The organism is Hymenobacter psychrotolerans DSM 18569, assembly GCF_900142395.1.
Lineage (GTDB): Bacteria > Bacteroidota > Bacteroidia > Cytophagales > Hymenobacteraceae > Hymenobacter > Hymenobacter psychrotolerans.
This window is the reverse complement of the sequence record NZ_FRAS01000003.1, coordinates 55,905-73,213: the sequence shown is the minus strand read 5'-3', so window position 1 is coordinate 73,213 and position 17,309 is coordinate 55,905. Positions and strand designations below refer to the sequence as shown.

General features: G+C 61.8%; 18 protein-coding genes. 6 read left to right on the top strand and 12 right to left on the bottom strand.

Features of this window, described 5'->3' with window-relative positions:
• Nucleotides 1–41 precede the first annotated feature (41 nt).
• Together BUE15_RS04730 and BUE15_RS04725 are read right to left on the bottom strand one after the other, a co-directional pair.
• The gene (locus BUE15_RS04730) at nt 42–560 is read right to left on the bottom strand and encodes a DUF4920 domain-containing protein (RefSeq protein ID WP_073281650.1); all 519 of its coding nucleotides are present in this window, start codon (nt 558–560) and stop codon (nt 42–44) included.
• Between the two features lie 41 nt (nt 561–601).
• Complete coding sequence (locus BUE15_RS04725) at nt 602–1,438, bottom strand: TapB family protein (protein WP_073281648.1); 837 nt, start codon at nt 1,436–1,438, stop codon at nt 602–604.
• 205 nt (nt 1,439–1,643) lie between these two features.
• On the opposite strand from BUE15_RS04725, the gene BUE15_RS04720 reads away from it, so the two are divergent.
• The 3 genes from BUE15_RS04720 to BUE15_RS04710 all read left to right on the top strand — a co-directional run bounded on the left by BUE15_RS04720 (nt 1,644) and on the right by BUE15_RS04710 (nt 3,077).
• On the top strand, nt 1,644–1,895 hold the full coding sequence (locus tag BUE15_RS04720) for a hypothetical protein (RefSeq protein ID WP_073281646.1): 252 nt from the start codon (nt 1,644–1,646) through the stop codon (nt 1,893–1,895).
• Entirely contained in the window at nt 1,888–2,226 is a 339-nt protein-coding gene (locus BUE15_RS04715; RefSeq protein WP_073281644.1) for a hypothetical protein, read from the top strand. Before BUE15_RS04720 ends, BUE15_RS04715 begins: the two co-directional genes overlap by 8 nt.
• A gap of 206 nt (nt 2,227–2,432) precedes the next feature.
• Nucleotides 2,433–3,077: a cytochrome c oxidase subunit 3 gene (locus tag BUE15_RS04710; protein WP_073281642.1), complete on the top strand. Its 645-nt coding sequence runs from the start codon at nt 2,433–2,435 to the stop codon at nt 3,075–3,077.
• Nucleotides 3,078–3,210: 133 nt separating this feature from the next.
• On the opposite strand, the gene BUE15_RS04705 is transcribed toward BUE15_RS04710, so the two are convergent.
• The gene (locus tag BUE15_RS04705) at nt 3,211–5,475 is read right to left on the bottom strand and encodes a T9SS type B sorting domain-containing protein (RefSeq protein WP_073281640.1); all 2,265 of its coding nucleotides are present in this window, start codon (nt 5,473–5,475) and stop codon (nt 3,211–3,213) included.
• A 164-nt stretch (nt 5,476–5,639) separates the two neighbouring features.
• Between BUE15_RS04705 and BUE15_RS04700 the strand changes: the two genes are divergently transcribed.
• Complete coding sequence (locus BUE15_RS04700) at nt 5,640–7,691, top strand: M1 family metallopeptidase (RefSeq protein ID WP_139252131.1); 2,052 nt, start codon at nt 5,640–5,642, stop codon at nt 7,689–7,691.
• A 101-nt stretch (nt 7,692–7,792) separates the two neighbouring features.
• On the opposite strand, the gene BUE15_RS04695 is transcribed toward BUE15_RS04700, so the two are convergent.
• The 4 genes from BUE15_RS04695 to BUE15_RS04680 form a co-directional block, all read right to left on the bottom strand.
• Nucleotides 7,793–8,413: a hypothetical protein gene (locus tag BUE15_RS04695; protein WP_073281635.1), complete on the bottom strand. Its 621-nt coding sequence runs from the start codon at nt 8,411–8,413 to the stop codon at nt 7,793–7,795.
• A 167-nt stretch (nt 8,414–8,580) separates the two neighbouring features.
• On the bottom strand, nt 8,581–9,018 hold the full coding sequence (locus BUE15_RS04690; protein WP_073281633.1) for a DUF2147 domain-containing protein: 438 nt from the start codon (nt 9,016–9,018) through the stop codon (nt 8,581–8,583).
• A gap of 133 nt (nt 9,019–9,151) precedes the next feature.
• Nucleotides 9,152–9,592 carry a DUF2147 domain-containing protein gene (locus tag BUE15_RS04685; protein ID WP_073281631.1) on the bottom strand — a complete coding sequence of 147 codons (441 nt, stop codon included), beginning with the start codon at nt 9,590–9,592 and terminating at the stop codon, nt 9,152–9,154.
• A gap of 665 nt (nt 9,593–10,257) precedes the next feature.
• Entirely contained in the window at nt 10,258–10,809 is a 552-nt protein-coding gene (locus BUE15_RS04680; protein ID WP_073281629.1) for a C40 family peptidase, read from the bottom strand.
• Nucleotides 10,810–11,044: 235 nt separating this feature from the next.
• Between BUE15_RS04680 and BUE15_RS04675 the strand changes: the two genes are divergently transcribed.
• Nucleotides 11,045–12,847 carry a M61 family metallopeptidase gene (locus BUE15_RS04675; protein WP_073281627.1) on the top strand — a complete coding sequence of 601 codons (1,803 nt, stop codon included), beginning with the start codon at nt 11,045–11,047 and terminating at the stop codon, nt 12,845–12,847.
• 154 nt (nt 12,848–13,001) lie between these two features.
• Here the strand turns inward: BUE15_RS04675 and BUE15_RS04670 are convergent, their stop codons facing one another.
• From BUE15_RS04670 to BUE15_RS04660, 3 genes are all read right to left on the bottom strand, one after another.
• On the bottom strand, nt 13,002–14,027 hold the full coding sequence (locus BUE15_RS04670) for an NAD(P)-dependent oxidoreductase (protein ID WP_073281625.1): 1,026 nt from the start codon (nt 14,025–14,027) through the stop codon (nt 13,002–13,004).
• A 251-nt stretch (nt 14,028–14,278) separates the two neighbouring features.
• A complete protein-coding gene (locus BUE15_RS04665) occupies nt 14,279–14,488 on the bottom strand; it encodes a PID-CTERM protein-sorting domain-containing protein (RefSeq protein ID WP_073281623.1) in 210 nt (69 codons plus the stop codon).
• 37 nt (nt 14,489–14,525) lie between these two features.
• On the bottom strand, nt 14,526–15,335 hold the full coding sequence (locus BUE15_RS04660; RefSeq protein ID WP_073281621.1) for a T9SS type A sorting domain-containing protein: 810 nt from the start codon (nt 15,333–15,335) through the stop codon (nt 14,526–14,528).
• Between the two features lie 18 nt (nt 15,336–15,353).
• On the opposite strand from BUE15_RS04660, the gene BUE15_RS04655 reads away from it, so the two are divergent.
• Nucleotides 15,354–15,548: a hypothetical protein gene (locus tag BUE15_RS04655; RefSeq protein ID WP_073281619.1), complete on the top strand. Its 195-nt coding sequence runs from the start codon at nt 15,354–15,356 to the stop codon at nt 15,546–15,548.
• A gap of 25 nt (nt 15,549–15,573) precedes the next feature.
• Here the strand turns inward: BUE15_RS04655 and BUE15_RS04650 are convergent, their stop codons facing one another.
• Both BUE15_RS04650 and BUE15_RS04645 read right to left on the bottom strand, forming a co-directional pair.
• Nucleotides 15,574–15,981, bottom strand: coding sequence for a hypothetical protein (locus tag BUE15_RS04650; RefSeq protein WP_073281616.1), 408 nt, complete (start codon nt 15,979–15,981; stop codon nt 15,574–15,576).
• 131 nt (nt 15,982–16,112) lie between these two features.
• Nucleotides 16,113–17,309 (bottom strand): DUF4221 family protein, encoded by a 1,197-nt coding sequence (locus BUE15_RS04645; protein WP_073281614.1) that lies wholly within the window; start codon nt 17,307–17,309, stop codon nt 16,113–16,115.

The window sequence follows — 17,309 nt, the reverse complement described above, 5'->3', positions numbered from 1 at the left end:
TAGGCAAGGCTTTCTTACAAGAGTGGCGGGTAAGCCCGGCGCTAAAGTTTCTCGGCGACAAGGATGCCGTCGGCTTCGAAGTTGAGCTGCTCCTCCGGCTTGGTAATGGCGGCTATTTCCTTTTCTGACTTGCCGGCGTCTTTGGCGTAGTGCTGCAAATCCGAAACGGGCACTTCCTCGCGGTGGGCCCAGCCGTTTATCACCACCGTTCTGCCGGCAATGTCTTTGGGCACGAAGAACGCATAGTCCTTGAAGCGCACCCGCATTTCCTGGCCTTCGGGCGTTTTCATCGTCAGCCAGCAGCCTTTCGCCTGGCACACGGCATCTGCCTGCCCGATGAGCTTGACCTGCACCGAATCCTGGGTGCCGAGCACCTGCTTGAGCTCCGACAGCGGCTTGGCGCCAGCTGAGCTTACGGCCGCGCCGTAGGTTTTGCCGGTGAGAGCCGTGGGCGTTTCGCTGGCCGGCGGCTGCGTCGTGGCCGACTCGGTGGCAGGAGAAGATTGGCAGGCGGCCAGTGACAGCAGGGCCGAAGCGAAGAAAACGCGCTGAAAAGACATGAAAAGGTGGGTGAGGCCTGAAAAATGTTTTGGCCCGGAATCTACGATTTTTTCGTCTTGTATTTCACTTTCTGCATAGACGACGGTGGCTCCGTATTGCGAATGGTAAGCTCCTGTACCTGGCTGAGCTTGCCGCTTTTCGTATACTGCTCGGTCCGGACAATGCCTACGCCGGGGGCGTAGAAGTCTACTTGCTTAGAGGTGTTGCGCATGGCCATGTCGGGGCGAGGCACGGTGGCTTCCTCCCGCACCGATTCTACCTTATAGCAGGCAAACGTGCCGGCCGGGGTAGTGAGAGGCGTGGGCCCGCTCACTACGCGCCGCTTGCGCAGCGTGGTGCTGACGGTGGCAATATCCACCACCGAGCTGCTGACGTTCACCGTAACGCCACCGTCCGGCAGCTCTGTGCCCACCGTCGGCTGGTCGGGCCAGGCCACGGGCACGGGGGTGTACACTATTTTCCGGTCGCGGAAGGAGCGCATGGCATCGTGGTTGAGGTAGGCCATGCCATCCGTGAAGCTGGTGTCGCGGCGGGCCCGAAAGGTGAGGTCCTGCAGGCGGATCAGCACGTTTTTACGGTCATAGAGGCCACTTTTCAGCAGGGCCGTCTGCTCCGGGACCATCTGTTTCTTACTTTCTTCCCGCTCGCCCTGCTGCAGGTGCACCACCCGCTGGTTTATCTCGCCCACGGTCTTGCCCTTGGCGTCCAGCAGGCGGTAGCCGAGCTGCATTTTGTCGGTGAGGCCGAAAAGCTGGTTGGTTGCCGCCTGGGCCGGCGTGGCAGGCGGCACAGACGAGTTGGTTTGGGCATAGCCGGCAACCAGCACCAGAGCCAGGGCCGGAGTCAGCACAGAAGAGTAGGAGAGGAAAAGAGGCATGAGCAAGGATGTGAGCAAAAAAGAGGGCACTCGGCCAACATACGCAGGCCGGCTTATTTGGATTAGCACCGCTGAGCTTGCATAGGCAAATTCATTGCCAGGCTGGGCCGCCCCCAAGCCGCCGGCCAGGGCGGCTAATTCGCCGGGACACGTAACTTGCGCGCTTCGCCTCCGTTTTCACTTCTTCACCAGTACCTGCGAAATTATGCCTGACTCTTCCCAAGCCACTTCCTGGGCCGAAACCGCCGCCTCGCTGCTCTCCAAGCTTTCGGGCGGCGTAGAACTGGCCCTGACCTTCGACCAGATGGAGCTGCAGATGCCTTCCTCGCAAAGCACCGGGGGCCCGGCTCCCACGTTTCGCCTGAACGGCTCCCTGCGCATCCGCACCCGCGGCGAAAACCCGCCAGCTTCCCCGGCTGCCGCGCTGCCGTCCACAACTCCCTCCTCCCTTGGCTAGCGGCCTCGACATCGAGGCGCAGCTGGTAGTTACGATTGATGGCGACGATATTCAGGTGGCCGCTTCGGGGGGATATCTTATCCTGAACGTGCCCAGCCAGCGCGTGCTCGACAAGCTCACCAGCGGCCCGCCGAAAGACCCGAATGCGCCCCCCAAGCCCAAAGGCCCCGACCCGCTGCAGCAACTCAACGACTTGGCGCTGCGGCTGGGGCTGGTGCTCGACCTGCGGGTGGGCGGCAAAACCTACGTCACGTTCGGGGTGGGCCGCAGCCCCAAGATCACGCTCAATGCGGTGCTGGGCAAGCTGGGGTCCTTTTTCCGCAGCCGTTAAACGGCCACAAGCGTCAGAAGCCGTTTTTCTGCCCCGGTGGAAGAACGGCTTTTATGCTGCAAAAAAGCCCGGAATCCTGCTCGTCGGAGCGGGGTGGTTTTGCGTATCTTGCTCAGTGGCCCTGGTGCCGGCCAGTGGAAGCTGCGCGGAACCAAAGCCTTCCGGATTGGTTTGCACAAGACCGTCGCCTACTTCCGCTGCCGCCCATGAATTCCGACAAAGAACATAAAGACAAGGTCGGGGCTAACCGGCCCGCTTCCGCCTTCCAGCGTATGGAGCGGGTGCCGCCGCTGCTCATGATGCTGTACCTGGGCCTGTCGGGGGTGGTGGTACTGTTTCTGTTTCTGCTGGGCGCCTACGCCTACACGCGCCACGCCGCCGACGCGCCCACCGGGCTACAGTCGTTCCCGAAGTTTTTCTCCATCAGCACCATTGTGCTGCTGTTGAGCAGCTACGTGCTCAATCAGGTGCCACGCCTATACAGCAATGACGACCTGGCCGGCATGGGGCGGTGCCTGAGTGCCGTGTTGCTGCTGGGGAGCATCTTTGCCGGGCTGCAGGTGCTGGGCTGGCGCGAGCTGCAGCTGCACGGCGTGCCGTTTGGGGGCCGGGCCAGCGGCACTTTTCTCTACCTGATTTCGGCCCTGCACGTGGTGCACCTGCTGGGCGGGATGCTGTTTCTGCTGGTGCTGCTGGTACGCACCCTGCACGCCTCCCGCGACGCCGTACGGACGCTGGTGTTCATCCGCAACCCCTACCGCCGCCTGCAGCTTCGGATGCTCAGCATTTACTGGCACTTTATTGATGTGCTCTGGCTCGTGCTGTTCGTGGTGTTCGTATTTCTGTATTAGAAAGGCAGCGGCCCGATACGCACAACGCCCCGGCTCCTGAACAGGGGCCGGGGCGTTGCGTTGGTGGTAGGCTGGAGCAGTGGGCAAAGTAGTGCTTTTCGGCTCGCGCTGTACTGAGGCGGGCTTCGCTGGCCTACCTTTCCAGCGTGATGGGGCCTTTGTACTTGCGGCCATCCGTGAATTCGATGAGGTAGAAATACACGCCCGCCGGCTGCTGCCCGCCGTTCCAGCGGAAGTTGCGGAGCTTGCTCTCGTATACCTGGTTGCCCCAGCGCGAGAAAACCTTGATGCCGGCAAAGCGGGAGTCGCAGAAATCAGGCGGCAGATTCGGGATGGTGAAGAACTCGTTGCGCTGGTTGGGGTCGTTGTTGGGAGTGAAGATGTTGGGCGGCGTGAAGGCCAGCGTATCCGGATTAATCAGCTCGAAGCGCACGACCCGGGTCTGGGGCTCCGGCCGGCAGGTGGTTTCCTGCAGCTGAAACGTTACTTCCAGCGCCCCTTCGGGCAGCTTGAGCCCGGCGCAGTTGGCTTCCCAGCGGAACAGCGCAGAAGCTGTGCCGGAGCCATTGGTCGCCCGGAAGCTCATACCGGCCGCCGCCAGCTCGAAGCCGTTGCCGGTGGCAGATAGCACGAGCGGGTTGTTGTCGGCATCGGTGCCCGTGAAGGTGGCCTCGTATACTCCGCCCACTACCCGCCGGATCCGGATTGGGGGTTCGGTGGGGGCGGGTGTCGGCGGCAGGTTGCTGCTCAGTACCGGCGGCGAGTTGCTGTACTCTATCTGAATGGGTACGCGCAGGCGGACTGTCTGCGCTTCGGCGCAAAGCGTGGAGCTGACGAGAAAATCCAGCTCGTACAGCGGCCGGCCTACCGCCCGGCAGTCTACCCGCCAGGAAACGCGGCCCCGAATCTGGTTGCCGCTGACGCCCGGCGTAAACGTGATGCCCTGATCTGTCGGTGTAAAGCCCACCCCGGTCATGGTCAGCGTGAGCGGGTCGTTGTCAGCGTCAGCCCCTGTCACATCAAACGTTATCAGTTCCCCGACCCGGGCCCGTAGCGGCTGCACGGCGGTAGTGGTGATGGTAGGCGGGGAGTTTGGGTCCGGAATTGCCGTGAAAGCCACCCGCACGGTGTCGCGCTTGGGTAGGCTGCAGCCGTCGTCGGCCACGATTACGTCCAGCAGGTACACCTGGCCCTTGGAGTCGAAGCAGGCCGGAAAGCACAGCTGCGACACCAGCGTATCGGGGGCGCCGGGCGTCTTCACCATGCCCTGCGTGAGCGTGAAGGACGGCAGCAGCGTGGCCGGAAAGTTGACGGGCCGCACCGACAACGACAGGCGCGACGGCGAATCGGCATCGGTGAAGCGCAGCGAGATGCAGCGGCTGAAACCGGGCCGCAGCCGCAGCGTGTCGCGGCCGGGCAGGTAGCTGCGGCTGGTGCCGGGCAGCTGCACGTTCATCACCGGGGCCGTGTTGCGCGGGCACGACACCACTTTGAGTTGAAAGTCGCGGCGCGTTTCGCCAATCTTGACCCCATCCCGAAATTCCGAGCATTTAATACCGAACACAAACAGCCCAACATCGGTCGGGCGCACTTCCAGCCGGCCCGTGAGTGAGTTGATGCTCAGGGTGGGCGCCCCCGGAATCTGGTTCTGCTCGCTCAGGCCAGCCAGCCAGCGGACTTCCGGGTAGGGCTGCGGGCGGGCCTCCGTGGGTTTCGGTACGCCGGTAGTGGAGTAGCCGTTGAAGGGGGTGGCCAGCTCGTACACTAGCGAGTCGCCGTCGGAATCCAGGCCCCCGAAGTCATAGTAAAACAACTCACCCAGGCAGGCATAGTCGCTAAGCGGCGGGAAGATGCGCGGAGTAGAGTCGCGGAAGGGCAGGCCGTTGCGCACCACCGGCGGAAACTCCAGGTAGAACGTCTGGCCCGCATCGGCCGGCGACACGATGTTGTTGATACCGTTGTTGCGGCAGCAGCGCTCCACGGCCGCATAGTAGCCGGCGCCATTGCTGTAGATGCTGGCCGGCAGCTCTACCCGCGCCGCATACACAATGCGGCGCGTTACCAGCTCGGCCCGGGTGCAGGCCGGATTGGTATAATTAACCAGGGTGTTGGTGGTCAGCGGCAGCGAGAGGTTCAGCATGCGGCGGTTCGAGCCTTTTTCGAAAATGCTGACCGTTAGGTCGTTGTCGAGGGCGCCGGGGTTGCCGTTTACCGCATCAAAATACAGATTGAGCGTAAACTGGTAGCTGTTGCCCTGCAGGTACTGCAGGTCCATTTCGCCGCCTACGAGGTGGGTGGCGCGGGCCGCGGATGAGAGGCCCAGCACCAGTGCCAGGGCGAGGAATAGGGGTGCCCAGCGGCCGGGTATCCGCGTAGGGAGAAGGGTAGAAACGGGCATAAGGCAAGCAGATAAATACAGGTCAGATTTACTCCCGAAATATACAACCCGGACGGGGCAACCCGGTTCTGCTTCTACAACGGTTTGTGCAGAGCGCTGCGTATCTTGTGCAGCAGCTTTTACTGCCCGCGTTTCCGCTCTCCTTTTCCGTTTTTCTCATCTATATGCAACATTTCTACTCCCTGCTGGCGGGCTTGCTGCTGGCATCTTCCGGGCTGCAGGCTCAGGTACCTGCCACGCGCCCGGCGCCGCTCAGCCTCCCGCACGACGGGGCCGCCAGCTGCGTGCGCGCTCACACCCAGACCGGCCAGCGCGGCCCCGCCACCACGGTGCGGCACCGCCAGAAAATGGACCGCTACGATGTGAAGTACTACAAGCTCGATATTGCCCTCGAAAACAACTCGCGCAACGTGCGGGGCAATGTGCGCATGGTAGCCAGCAGCCTGGTCCAGCCGCTCGACTCGGTGGCGTTTGAGCTGTACCAGACCTTCACCATCGACTCAGTGGTAGTGAACGGGCGCCGCTCGCCGGGCCTGCGCCGGGCCGGCTCCGATGTGACGGCGGCGCTCCCGCAAAGCGTGCCGGCCAGCACGCAGTTCAGCACGGTAGTGTACTACCGTGGCACGGCGCCCAACGGCAACACGGCCGCCATCGGCAATGCCCTGAACACCCAGTCGTCGGTGCGCATCAATGGCGTCAGCTACCCCTACAACGTCACCTGGAGCCTGTCCGAGCCGTTTTCGGCGCATGAGTGGTGGCCCTGCAAGCAGGTGCTCACCGACAAAGCCGACTCACTGGATGTGTGGGTGACTACCACCAGCACCAACAAAGTGGGCTCGAACGGCGTGCTGGAGCGCGTGACGCCTCTGGCCGGCGGCAAGAGCCGCTACGAGTGGAAGCACCGCGCCAAACCCATCGACTACTACTTAGTGTCGGTGGCCGTGGCACCGTATGTGGAGTATGTCAACTACGCCAACCCAGTCGGCGGGCCCCGCATTCCTATCGTCAACTACGTCTACAACCAGACGGCGCTGAACTTCTTTCAAACCGAAATAGACCGGACGCCCGGCTTTATTGAGCACTTCTCCAGTCTGGTGGGGCTTTATCCGTTTGCCAGCGAGAAATACGGCCACAGCATGGCTCCCATTGGGGGCGGCATGGAGCACCAGACCATGACCACGCAGGACGGCTTCAATTTCACGCTCACGGCGCACGAGCTGTTTCACCAGTGGTTCGGCGACAATGTAACCTGCGCCTCGTGGGAAGATATCTGGCTGAATGAGAGCTTTGCCTCCTACGGCGAGTATCTGGCCCTCACGCGCTTCGCCACGCCCTCCGATGCTATTCAGTGGCTCGATGATGCGCAGTTCTATGCCAAAAACCGCTACGTTTCGGGCCAGTGGGTGCCCGCACCCGGCGGCAGCCTGCGCGTGCCCGATACCACCAACGTGGGGCGCATCTTCGACTATAACTTGAGCTACAAGAAGGGCGCGACAGTGGTGCACATGCTGCGCTACCTGCTCAACGACGATACCAAATTCTTCCGGGCCCTGCGCACCTACCAGAGCACCTACAGCGGCCGCACGGCCCGTACCCGCGACCTGCAGGCGGTTTTTGAGGCGGAAGCCGGCCGTTCCCTGCAGTATTTCTTCGACCAGTGGTACCGTGGCCAGGGCTATCCTACGTTCAACGTGCGCTGGAACCAGGTAGGGCAGAACTTCTACCTCCGCACCACCGAAACCGTATCCATGCCATCCGTCACGCCGTTTTTCGATACGGACGTGAGCTATACCCTCGAATTTACGGATGGCACCACGCAGGTAGTACGGCTGCGGCAGGGGCAGCCTGTGTCGTCGTTTGTGGTGCCGGTGAGCAAGACGGTAGCCTTCGTGGATGTGGATGTCGACAACTGGCTGCTCAAGGGCACCGGCACCATAGTGCGCGACAACCTGCTGATTCTGGGCACGGAGGCTGCGGCCCGTGCGTCCCGCCTCACCGTGTACCCGAACCCGTGCCGCGAAACGCTGCGCCTCCAGGACCTTACCTCCCGCGCTACGGCCGAAGTAACGGATGCCACCGGCCGGGTGCTGCTGCGCCAGGCCGTGGAGCCGCTGCGTGCGCAGCTTGACACGCGCGGCCTGGCCGCCGGCCTCTATCATCTGCGCCTGACCTCTGCCAGCGGCGCGGTGTCCTTGGCCCGCTTCGTACGGGAATAGGCAGGCTTTTCGTTAAGCGCCCTCCAGCAAAAAGCCCCTGACGATACCAGTCGTCAGGGGCTTTTTGCTGCATGATAATGGTAACGAGGCTAAGGGTACAATCAGCCTTTGGCGTAGCGCGGAATGAGGGCCTGCACGTGGGCGGGGGCGGGGGGCAGGTCCAGGACTGCGGCCAGCAATTCCTCGAAAGAATGGGGCGGCGTAAAGATGGCGTCGTGGTAGGGGTTGCTGAAGAAGCGGATAAAGCCCGGCTGCCCATTCACCCGCACCAGGTCCAGCACCACGTTGCCGTAGCGCTGGTTGCAGCGGCCGGTTGCCGTGCAGTCGTTGGGCCGAGGCTTAAGCAGGTGCTTGTCAATGGTTTCCGTGTATTGCTCGTGGTGGAGCGTGCGCTGGTCGGAGGTGGAGAGGTTGTAACCCAGCGCCAGCACCCGGTCGCGCAGCAAATCGAAGAAGTGCCGGAAGTTGCCGGGCCCGATGCTGGGGTCGTACAGCATGACCACGCCCCGGCGGCCGGGCTCATCGAGCAGCTGCGCCCGTAGTCCCTGGCCCTGAATGCCGGCCTTGGAGAAATGATAGGCCTTGAAGTAAGGCCCGGCCCAGTTTAGATATACCTGTTGCTCAACCCAGCGCGCATGCGCCTGCTCCTCCGCCGCCGTACGCCGCAGAGGCTGCCATTCTGCCGCCTGGGAGGGAGAGTGGGAAGAAAGAAACCGTTTCAAAAAGGATAGCAAGGTGGAAAGTCTGTATGGGGAGAGAACACTGCCTACGGCAAATGGTTTAGCGCCACAGGCTAAACCGCTGCCGCCGGCCCGGGTGTAAGCCGGGAAAAAACAAAAGGCAAGCCCCGCGAAAGGCTTGCCTCAAAAAGAAAAAAGTGTGCCGGTTTCTACTTTACCCGGCTCCAGTAGTGAGAGCGGCCAATGAGAGAAAACCCGATGTAGCCCTTCACCTCCAGCTTGTCTTTGCCGGCGGCGGCCACATAGCAGGAATACGTGCGGCCATTTTCCGGGTCGTAGAGCGAGCCGTCTTCCCACCGGTCGTTTTGCGGGTTGTAGCGCAGATTCTGGAGCACGGTCAGGTTTTGCAGCGGCTGGCTGCGTTTGGCCGGGTCGGGGTGGTGCTCGTCGAGGAGGGGTTTGCCGTTGGCATCGGCGGGCGTGCGCAGCCACACCAGCCGCCCGCACAGCTGCTCGCCGCAGCGGTAGAGCTCAATATGCGTGTCGCCGGTATCATCGGCCCAGATGCCCAGTGGTAGTGGAGTTTGCGCCGAAGCCGGCACCAGGGCCTGTAGGCACAGCAACAAAGGCAGTAGCAGGTATTTCAAAGCGAAGGGTAGCTATTCAGTCTGGGGCAACGATGGGCCGCAAGCCGGCCGCAATAGAGGGAAGATAACAAAAAGCGACGCCCCCGCGGTTGCGGAAGCGTCGCCAAGTATACGCCTGAAAAGCGAATCAAGCTTATTTAACCCGGGTCCAGGTCTGCGATTTGCCAATCATGGAGAAGCCGATGTAGCCTTTCACTTCCATGGTATTGGCATTGATCATCTTCATGTAGCACGAGTAGGTTTTGCCGCTTTCCGGGTCGTAGATCTTGCCGTCGTCCCACTTGTTGGCGTCGTCGTACTCAAAGCCCTGCATGAACACCAGGCCCAGGCGCGGGCGGGTGCGCAGCTTGGGGTCGGGGTTTTGCGAGTCGGTTTTGGGCTTGCCGGTGGCCGGGTCGTTGGGCACGGCCAGCGTCACGATTTTGCCGCACAGCTTGTTGCCGCACTTATAAATCTCGAAGGTGGCCTTCTTTTCTTCGTTCTGCCAGATGCCCAGCGGAGAGAGAGTCTGAGCCGAGGCCAGGCCCACGATACCCAGCAGGAAGGTGAGGGAGAGGAACAGGAATTTTTTCATGGTGTGAAGAGAGAGGTAAAAGATTGGTGGGAAAAGATAGGAGAAAACTCCTGAATGTCAGCAAACCTCAACCAATGGCCCGCTGGCCGGCGATGTGCAAGTTTGAGGCCAAGCGCGCCAGCCTGAAATGAATGAAAAAACAAACCGGCTGATGGTCAGTGTGGTGGCTGCTAATATGGGGCTAGGGGCTAAAAAAAGCGGTTTTTATTTTGAACCATCCCGCAGGCTTTTAACTTTACCAACCGTAGTGAGTGCTACAGCCCCGCCCAAGCAGCCCTAAGGTATTGGGAGACGCGGCCGGGGTTATGTCGAACGTAAAGAAAGGAGGTACAAAATGTCTAGTAGTCCCAAACAAATCCTGCCAAGCCTGTCGAATGTAGTCCGCTTCACCGCCGGACGCGCTTAACAAAAGGTTTCGCGCGGAATCCGCTTCCATTTGAGCAATTCCCGCATTACGGCAAGGTCTTACCTGATAAGGAGATGCCGGGTCTGCACCCCAGACTCGTCGCTTGGTAAGATTTGAAGGATTAGATGCCCGGCCCGCCCAGCAGCCTCATTCAGGAGGATCTGCATAGGCGGCCGGGCATCGCTCTTTTATAGAGTAGCGGAGTAATCGTTCTGAAATACAGCACAATTACTCCGTTACTCCGCTACTCAGTTACTCTCTACAGCACCCGGCGCACCTGCATGAAGCGCCGCGCATAGTCGGTGCCTTCTACCTGGCTGATTTTCACGCCGGATTCGCGGCGAGCTGAAGAAGAGTGGATAAAACGCAGCGGCTCACCCGGCCCGGAAATGACGATGCCGGCGTGGCCAGGCGTGGTAGAGGTAGCGGCCGTACCCGTGAATACTACAATATCGCCGCGGCGGGCCTGCTCGCGCGCTATGGGGCGGCCCACGCTAATAAGCAGAGCCGTAGAGTGCGGCACCGGCAGGTTGAAGTTGCTGAACACGTACTGCACGAAACCGGAGCAGTCGAAGCCGGTGGCGGGGGTGTTGCCGGCGTAGCAGTAGTTGGTGCCCAGCTGCCGCATCGCAAAGGTGACCACACTATCGGCGCGGGGAGTAGGGCGGGTGCTGGTAACCCAGGCCGTGCGCTGCACCGGCAGCGGCTCCTCCGCGGTAGAGACGGCGCGCTCTGCCGGGCGGCTCGGCCACAAGAACACGCCTAGTAATAAGGCGGCCAAGGCAATAAAGGCTATCCAGACAAAGCGCATAGAAGGAGGCAACCCGGAAAGCGGCGGGCTGTTGCCTCCCTAACGGCGGAGCTACGGCCCGGGTTCCGGCCTGCCAGCAGGTGGTGGGGCCCGCCGGAAACCAGGGAACAGCCCGCGCGACTTTGCCGGCCGGCTTGCAGCCCTGCTGGTTTTTACCCGTTCTTTGCCCTGGCCTGCAAGGCGGCACTTCGGTGGCAACCGGCAGGCTTCTCTCTTCTCACCTAATTCCCTTTTCATGACCCATTCCCGTACCCGCCTGCTTGTGGCGGCGGTGCTGGTGCTGCTGCTGAGCCAGTTCAGCGCGGCGCTGGCGGCTCCGGTGCTGCGCTACACGCTGGCTATGCCGGCTCCGCAGACGCACTATTTCGAAGTCGAAACCTCGCTCAGCGGCTTCAGTAAGCAGTACACCGACCTGAAAATGCCGGTGTGGGCGCCGGGCTCGTATCTGGTGCGGGAGTTTTCGCGGCACGTAGAAGGCTTCACGGCCCAGGCCGGGAGCGAGGCCCTGCGAGTAGAGAAAACCGCCAAAAACACCTGGCGCGTCTACCACCCCAAAAACAAGGACTTTACAGTGCGCTACCGCGTGTACGCCTACGAGCTGAGCGTGCGTACCAGCTTCCTGGATGCCGCTCACGGCTACGTAAACGGCACCAGCGTCTTCATGTACCCCGCCGAAAACCAGGCGCTGCCCAGCACGCTGGAAGTAAAGCCCGCGCCGGGCTGGACGCAGGTGAGCACCAGCCTCAAGCCGGCCGGCGGCCAGTTCACCTTCCGTTCTTCCAGCTACGATGAGCTGGCCGATTCGCCTATCGAAATCGGGACGCACAAGGTGCTGAGCTTTGAGGCGGCCGGCACGCCGCACACCATTGCCATGTTCGGGCAGGGCGTAAAGTACGACGAAGCCAAGCTCCTCACCGACATTAAAAAGGTGTGCGAGGAAGCGCACCGCGTGGTAGGCAAAAATCCGCTGGACCGCTACCTGTTCATCATCCACAACATCGACCGGGGCACGGGCGGGCTGGAGCACCTGTTCTCCACCACGCTGTCGGTGTCGCGCAATGCCTACAGCACCGAGGGCGGCTACAAGGGCTTCCTGGGGCTGGTGGCGCACGAATATTTTCACCTCTGGAACGTGAAGCGCATCCGCCCGGTGGCGCTGGGGCCCTTCAACTACGACCAGGAAAACTACACCCGCATGCTGTGGGTGAGCGAAGGCGGCACCGAGTATTTCTCGAACCTGATTGTGCAGCGCGCTGGTTTCGTGACGCCGGACGGCTATCTGGCCGACCTGAGCAACGGCATCGGGCGGGTAGAAAACACACCCGGCAACAAGCAGCAGTCGGCCGCCGAAAGCAGCTACGACGCCTGGATCAAGTACTACCGCCCCAACGAAAACTCGGCTAACACCGGCATCAGCTACTACGATAAGGGCGAGTTGATCGGGGCCGTGCTGGACCTGATGGTCATCAACGAAACGAAAGGCCAGAAAAGCCTCGACGACGTGATGCGCTACCTCTACGACGAATACTACACGAAAAAGCAGCGCGGCTTCACGGACGAGGAGTACCAGGCGGCCGTGGCCAAAGTGGCTGGCCGCCGCTTCGATGAGTTCTTCCGCCGCCACGTCTACGGCACCGAAACGCTGCCCTACGAAACAGCATTCGGGTACGCGGGCCTCACGCTGAAAGCTACGCCGGTAGCCGAAGGCGCGGCGCTGGGCGCCACCGTAAGCAGCGCCGGCGGCCGCAACGTAGTAACGAGCACCGCACGCGGCGGCAGCGCCTGGCAGGGCGGCCTGAACGTGAACGACGAAATCCTGGCCCTCGATGGCGCCCGCCTCACCGGCGACCTGAATCAGGCGCTGGCCGGCCGGGCTACTGGCTCGGAGGTGCAACTGCTGGTATCGCGCGACGGGCAGGTGCAGGAGCTGCGGTTTCCGCTGCTGGCTGGCACGGCCCAGCGCTACCGCATCGAGCGGGTAGCCAGCCCCACGGCCGCCCAGCAGGCGGTGCTGGCCAAGTGGCTGCCGGTGCGCTAAGCTGTTGGTGATTTTCGATAAAGAAAAAGCCCCCGTCCGGATTCCGGACGGGGGCTTTTTGATGTTACAGGCTGGCCCTTTTGAGCAGGTGCTCTGGCCATGCTCCATCAAGGCCATGTGGCTACAGGGCTGCGGCCGCACGCAGTTCAGGGGGCTAAGCAGAATGGGCTACTTGCTTAGCAGCCTGCGCGGGGAGCAACTCGTTGGGGGCAGGATGCCCGGAGAGCCAGCAGCCCAGGGTTTCGATAGAAGTAGTGGCAATGCTGCTCAGAGCGTCGCGGGTGAGGAAGCCCTGATGGCCCGTCACGAGCACATTGGGGTGGGCCAGGAGTTGTTCCAGCAGCTCATCCTGTAGCGGCTGCTGCGAATGGTCATTGAAGAACAGGCCCTTCTCGAATTCGTACACATCAAGGCCCAGGTAGCCCAGCTGCCCCGAGTCCAGCGCGGCCAGAGCCGCAGCGGTGTCCAGCAGGGCGCCGCGGCCAGTGTTGATGAGCATAGCCCCGTGCTTGAGCTTGGCCAGCTGTCCGGCACCCAGCATATGGCGGGTAGCGGGCGTGAGCGGCGCATGAATCGACACAACATCAGAAAGCGCACAGAGCGTATCCAGCGGCACGTATTCGAGGTCGTAGCGCCGGGTGAGTTCCGCGTCAGGCTGCACGTCGTAGCCGAGCAGGCGGCAGCCGAAGCCGTGCAGGAGCCGCGCCAGCGTGCCCCCGATGGTGCCGCAGCCAATGATGCCTACCGTTTTGCCGTGCAGGTCGAAGCCCACGAGGTTATCCAACCGGAAATCGGCGCGGCGGATCTGGGCATCGGCCTGGCGCAGGTGGCGGTTGAGGGCCAGCATCAGGGCCAGGGCGTGCTCGGCAATGGCGAAGGGCGAGTAGTGGGGCACGGTAGCCACGCGCAGCCCCAGGCGGTGGGCCGTGGGCAAATCTACGTTGTCGTGGCCGGTAGAGCGCACCAGCAGGTAGCGCACGCCCAGCGTCCAGAGCCGCTCCAGCACCGGCGCCGAAGCGTCGTCGTTGACGAAAACGGCCACGGCCATGCTACCGGCGGCCTGCCTGGCTGTTTCCAGATTCAGCGCTTTATCGATGAACTGCAAGGTATACTGCTCTTGTGCAGCCTCCAGAAGGTAAGGGCGCTCAAAAGGATAGGAGCTGAAAACGGTGATATTCATGGCAACAGGAAAAACTGGGTGCACTTCAAATGAATCGATTTTGCCGGGCAAATGGGGCCCTGCTATGGCGTTACAAGGTTACGCTGTTGCCCGGCCCGGCCGCTTGATGAAGGTCATACGGATAAGGTGATTTTTCGCAGGCTGTCATCCTGAAACCTCCCGCACTGTGCCTGCAGTGGCGCCCCCCTAATCAACCAAAAGCCCATCCGTAAACACGGATGGGCTTTTGGTTGATTAGGGGGGCTGGCCGCCTATTTCTTGTTCTTGTTTCTCATGCGGCGCCAGCCATAGGCAGCACCGGCGGCCAGCAGCAGCGAGGCGCCGCCATCAATAGGCACGGCGGTGGGCTGCTGCGGGTCCTGTGGCTCGGGGCCGCCGGAGCCCGGGCCTTGGGCCAGCGCAGCGGAAGTAGTGAGGAAAAACAGAAAAGCGGCGGTAACGGGGATAAGAACCTTTTTCATGGCGAGTCGAGTAAGGGTGCAGAGAAAAAGCGGCAGGCTAGTTAATCACCACCTGCTTGGTGATGGTAGCAGCGCCTGCCTTTACACGCAGCGTATACACGCCCAGCGCCAGGCCCTGCACCGTCATGGTGGTCTGGGCACCGGCGGCCGGCAAAGCCAGCGTCAGTTCCCGTACGGGCTGCCCCAGCACGTTGTAAAGTACGGCGGTAGCCTGGGTGGCACCGCTAACGGCGGGCACCAGCAGCGTGAAGCTGTTGTGGGCCGGGTTCGGATAGACGCTTACGCTGGCGGCCGTGAAGCCGTTTTTGGTAGCCAGGGCCCGCTGCGGGCTGAAGTGCAGTGAGAAGCGGCCCGTAATGAGGGCGGTGTTGCCGGCCGAGAAGCTGTAGCTCGGCTGCTGCTGCAGATTCACCCGCTGACCGGTCAGGGCATCCTGCAGATATACATCGGTAGTGCCCAGGTTAAGCAGGGAAGTGGCATGCAGCGAATACAAGCCCGTTGCGGGGATACCTACGCTTAAAGGAACGATGGTTGCAGCCGTGAGCAGCGGCAGACCATTCACGGCCAGATTGGTGCCGGCGGCTACCGAGGCCAGGTTGAGGCCCGTAGTGTTGGGTAGTTTCTCGGCGTCGTAGTGGTCATCAATACCGGCAGTTGCTCCGGCTTCGAAGTACACATAAGCCGGCTCGTGCGTGCCCTGAGCCGACACCAGGTCCAGCTGAACGGCGGGCCGGGTTTCGGCTGTAGTGCGGTTGAAGGTTGCCTCTTCGGAGGTTTCCGAGCGCCAGGCATCCACGAAGTTGAATGACGCTACGGGCTGGCTAACACGCAGGAAGAAGCCCTGCATAGAGCCTATCCGGAGCTGGTGCGGGTGGCGTTTGTGGTGCCGGCCCGCATCGAGCCAGGCGGCGACGTACTAGCGCTGGGTGATACGCTGTGGCTGGACCTAGACGCTTCGGACTCGGTGCTGTTTGAGCCGGTGTACGACGCGGGACGGCAGCGGCACCGGGCGCGGGTGGGCATGGTAGCGCGGGAATGGGGAGGCTTGGTTGTGAGATAAGCGGTTGTGAGGCATTGCTGGGCTTTCAGGGCCGGCGTTTGGGTAGGGTCGCCAGAACGTGCTGATAGGTATCCTTGTCGAAGGGCAAGAATTCCACGGCTTGGCCGTCGCGGGTACGCACGAGGCCGGTGAGGGAGTGAAAGGGCAGGGAAATCCGGTCCAGCGTGTTGTCAGCAACCCGAAACGTGTCGGCCAGTAGCTGCACGTGGCGGGCCAAGCTAGTTTGCTCGGCTTTGGAAAGGTCGCGCAGGAGTCCGGAGGTGACGACTGTGACAGTGGGCGCCCAGGCCGTACCGGCGAGGTAGCGTAGCTCAGCATGAGCACAGCCCAGGCACCCAACAGCCGGAATAACGACATACCAGTGCTCACCCGAGGAAGGAATCGTATGGCTGAACGTATCGTGCAGGTAGGTAGCGAAAAGCTGGTTGGGCATGGGGGAAGTAGCGCTGGCTGCAGGAACCGGACTGCTTTCGGTAGCTGGGGTGCCTGTGGGAGAGGAGCAGCTGCTGCTGCTAATTACGCCAGCGATACACATCAGAAACGATAGTGGAAAGAAATAGCGCATTAGGAGGAAGGAGCTTGAAGAGGCTGGTAAGTGAAAAGCAGAAAGCTAAGCTGCTGCGGATTATAGCCGGCATGTTCGGGGCGATGGTTGCCGATGAGCACGCCGCGGCGCGTGACCAGAATCAGGTCCGGGTCGTAGGTCGGAGCAAACGGCACTTCGCCTACCACGTTCAACCCGGCATCCAGAATCAACAGACTCCAGGGTATATCGGCGTAGGAGGGGCGCACGGGCTGGTTGAGGGCAGCGGGAAGGCCGTGGCGGTACACGCGCAGATAGCGGCGGCGGTACGGATCAGAGAGTAGCGGGCCGTATTCGGGCTCCGTGAGCTTGTAGCCAATCAGATCCTGATGGTTTTTCAACGAGGAAAAGGGTAGGCCCCGGGCCGGCCGGTGGTAGCGGCTGGGGGCGTCTGTTACCTGCTTATGGCCGGAAAGCGCGTAGCGGTATATCTGGCTGAAGGAGCCGTAGGTGAAAAGGTAGTCGCCCTCGGGCGTAACGCAGCTTTGCGGAGCCACAATGTTGAAGTTGTTCTTCGCGCTCAGAAAACCGGGAAATTCGCCGGTGAAGTTGTTGGCAAAAAGCGTGTCGCGCACGTCCAGCACCAGACCGGTCTTGTAGGTGAGCAGCCGGTGAAACGCCATCGTATCGGCCGTGATGTTGCCGACATCGTCGGGTCCGGCGTGCAGGTAGAGCCGGGACCCTTTGGTATAAACAGGCTGGAAGCCGGTGGTAATGAAGTAGGGGGTGCGCCCATAGATGGGGGCGCGGGGCTGCCACTGCTGCCGCACCTGGCCCTGGGCGTTGGTCAGGCAGATACTGTGCACGCCGCCATCCACGAACACCAGCGAATCAGGGGCGAAAACGCCCATTGCCTCCAGGGGATAAGGTGTGTGGTGAAACAGGTGCGCGAGGCTGGTTCGCTGAAGCGCGAAAACGGAATCCGCCGGAGGAGCCGCTGCCAGCCGGGTATGCAGCAGCGTGTTGCTGGCGCGGTCGAGAAAGTAGAAGTACTCCTGCCCACGCAGGCTGTCATCGTAGTAGGCCAAGATGCAACGGGCCTGTGGGTAGTAGCTGGCTGGTTTGCGGAAGCGTATTTCCGTGGTGGCTGTTAAACCGATTCGCTCAGGGGTACGGTTGCAGGCAGATAACAGGATGCCGGCCAGCACAAGCCAGCCGGCCGGCTGTAGCAGGAGCAA

Coding starts and splice junctions, on each gene's coding strand:
- BUE15_RS04730 (WP_073281650.1), bottom strand. CDS start 560: ATGTCTTTTCAGCGCGTTTTCTTCGCTTCGGCCCTGCTGTCACTGGCC.
- BUE15_RS04725 (WP_073281648.1), bottom strand. CDS start 1,438: ATGCCTCTTTTCCTCTCCTACTCTTCTGTGCTGACTCCGGCCCTGGCT.
- BUE15_RS04720 (WP_073281646.1), top strand. CDS start 1,644: ATGCCTGACTCTTCCCAAGCCACTTCCTGGGCCGAAACCGCCGCCTCG.
- BUE15_RS04710 (WP_073281642.1), top strand. CDS start 2,433: ATGAATTCCGACAAAGAACATAAAGACAAGGTCGGGGCTAACCGGCCC.
- BUE15_RS04705 (WP_073281640.1), bottom strand. CDS start 5,475: ATGCCCGTTTCTACCCTTCTCCCTACGCGGATACCCGGCCGCTGGGCA.
- BUE15_RS04700 (WP_139252131.1), top strand. CDS start 5,640: ATGCAACATTTCTACTCCCTGCTGGCGGGCTTGCTGCTGGCATCTTCC.
- BUE15_RS04685 (WP_073281631.1), bottom strand. CDS start 9,592: ATGAAAAAATTCCTGTTCCTCTCCCTCACCTTCCTGCTGGGTATCGTG.
- BUE15_RS04680 (WP_073281629.1), bottom strand. CDS start 10,809: ATGCGCTTTGTCTGGATAGCCTTTATTGCCTTGGCCGCCTTATTACTA.
- BUE15_RS04675 (WP_073281627.1), top strand. CDS start 11,045: ATGACCCATTCCCGTACCCGCCTGCTTGTGGCGGCGGTGCTGGTGCTG.
- BUE15_RS04670 (WP_073281625.1), bottom strand. CDS start 14,027: ATGAATATCACCGTTTTCAGCTCCTATCCTTTTGAGCGCCCTTACCTT.
- BUE15_RS04665 (WP_073281623.1), bottom strand. CDS start 14,488: ATGAAAAAGGTTCTTATCCCCGTTACCGCCGCTTTTCTGTTTTTCCTC.
- BUE15_RS04660 (WP_073281621.1), bottom strand. CDS start 15,335: ATGCAGGGCTTCTTCCTGCGTGTTAGCCAGCCCGTAGCGTCATTCAAC.
- BUE15_RS04650 (WP_073281616.1), bottom strand. CDS start 15,981: ATGCCCAACCAGCTTTTCGCTACCTACCTGCACGATACGTTCAGCCAT.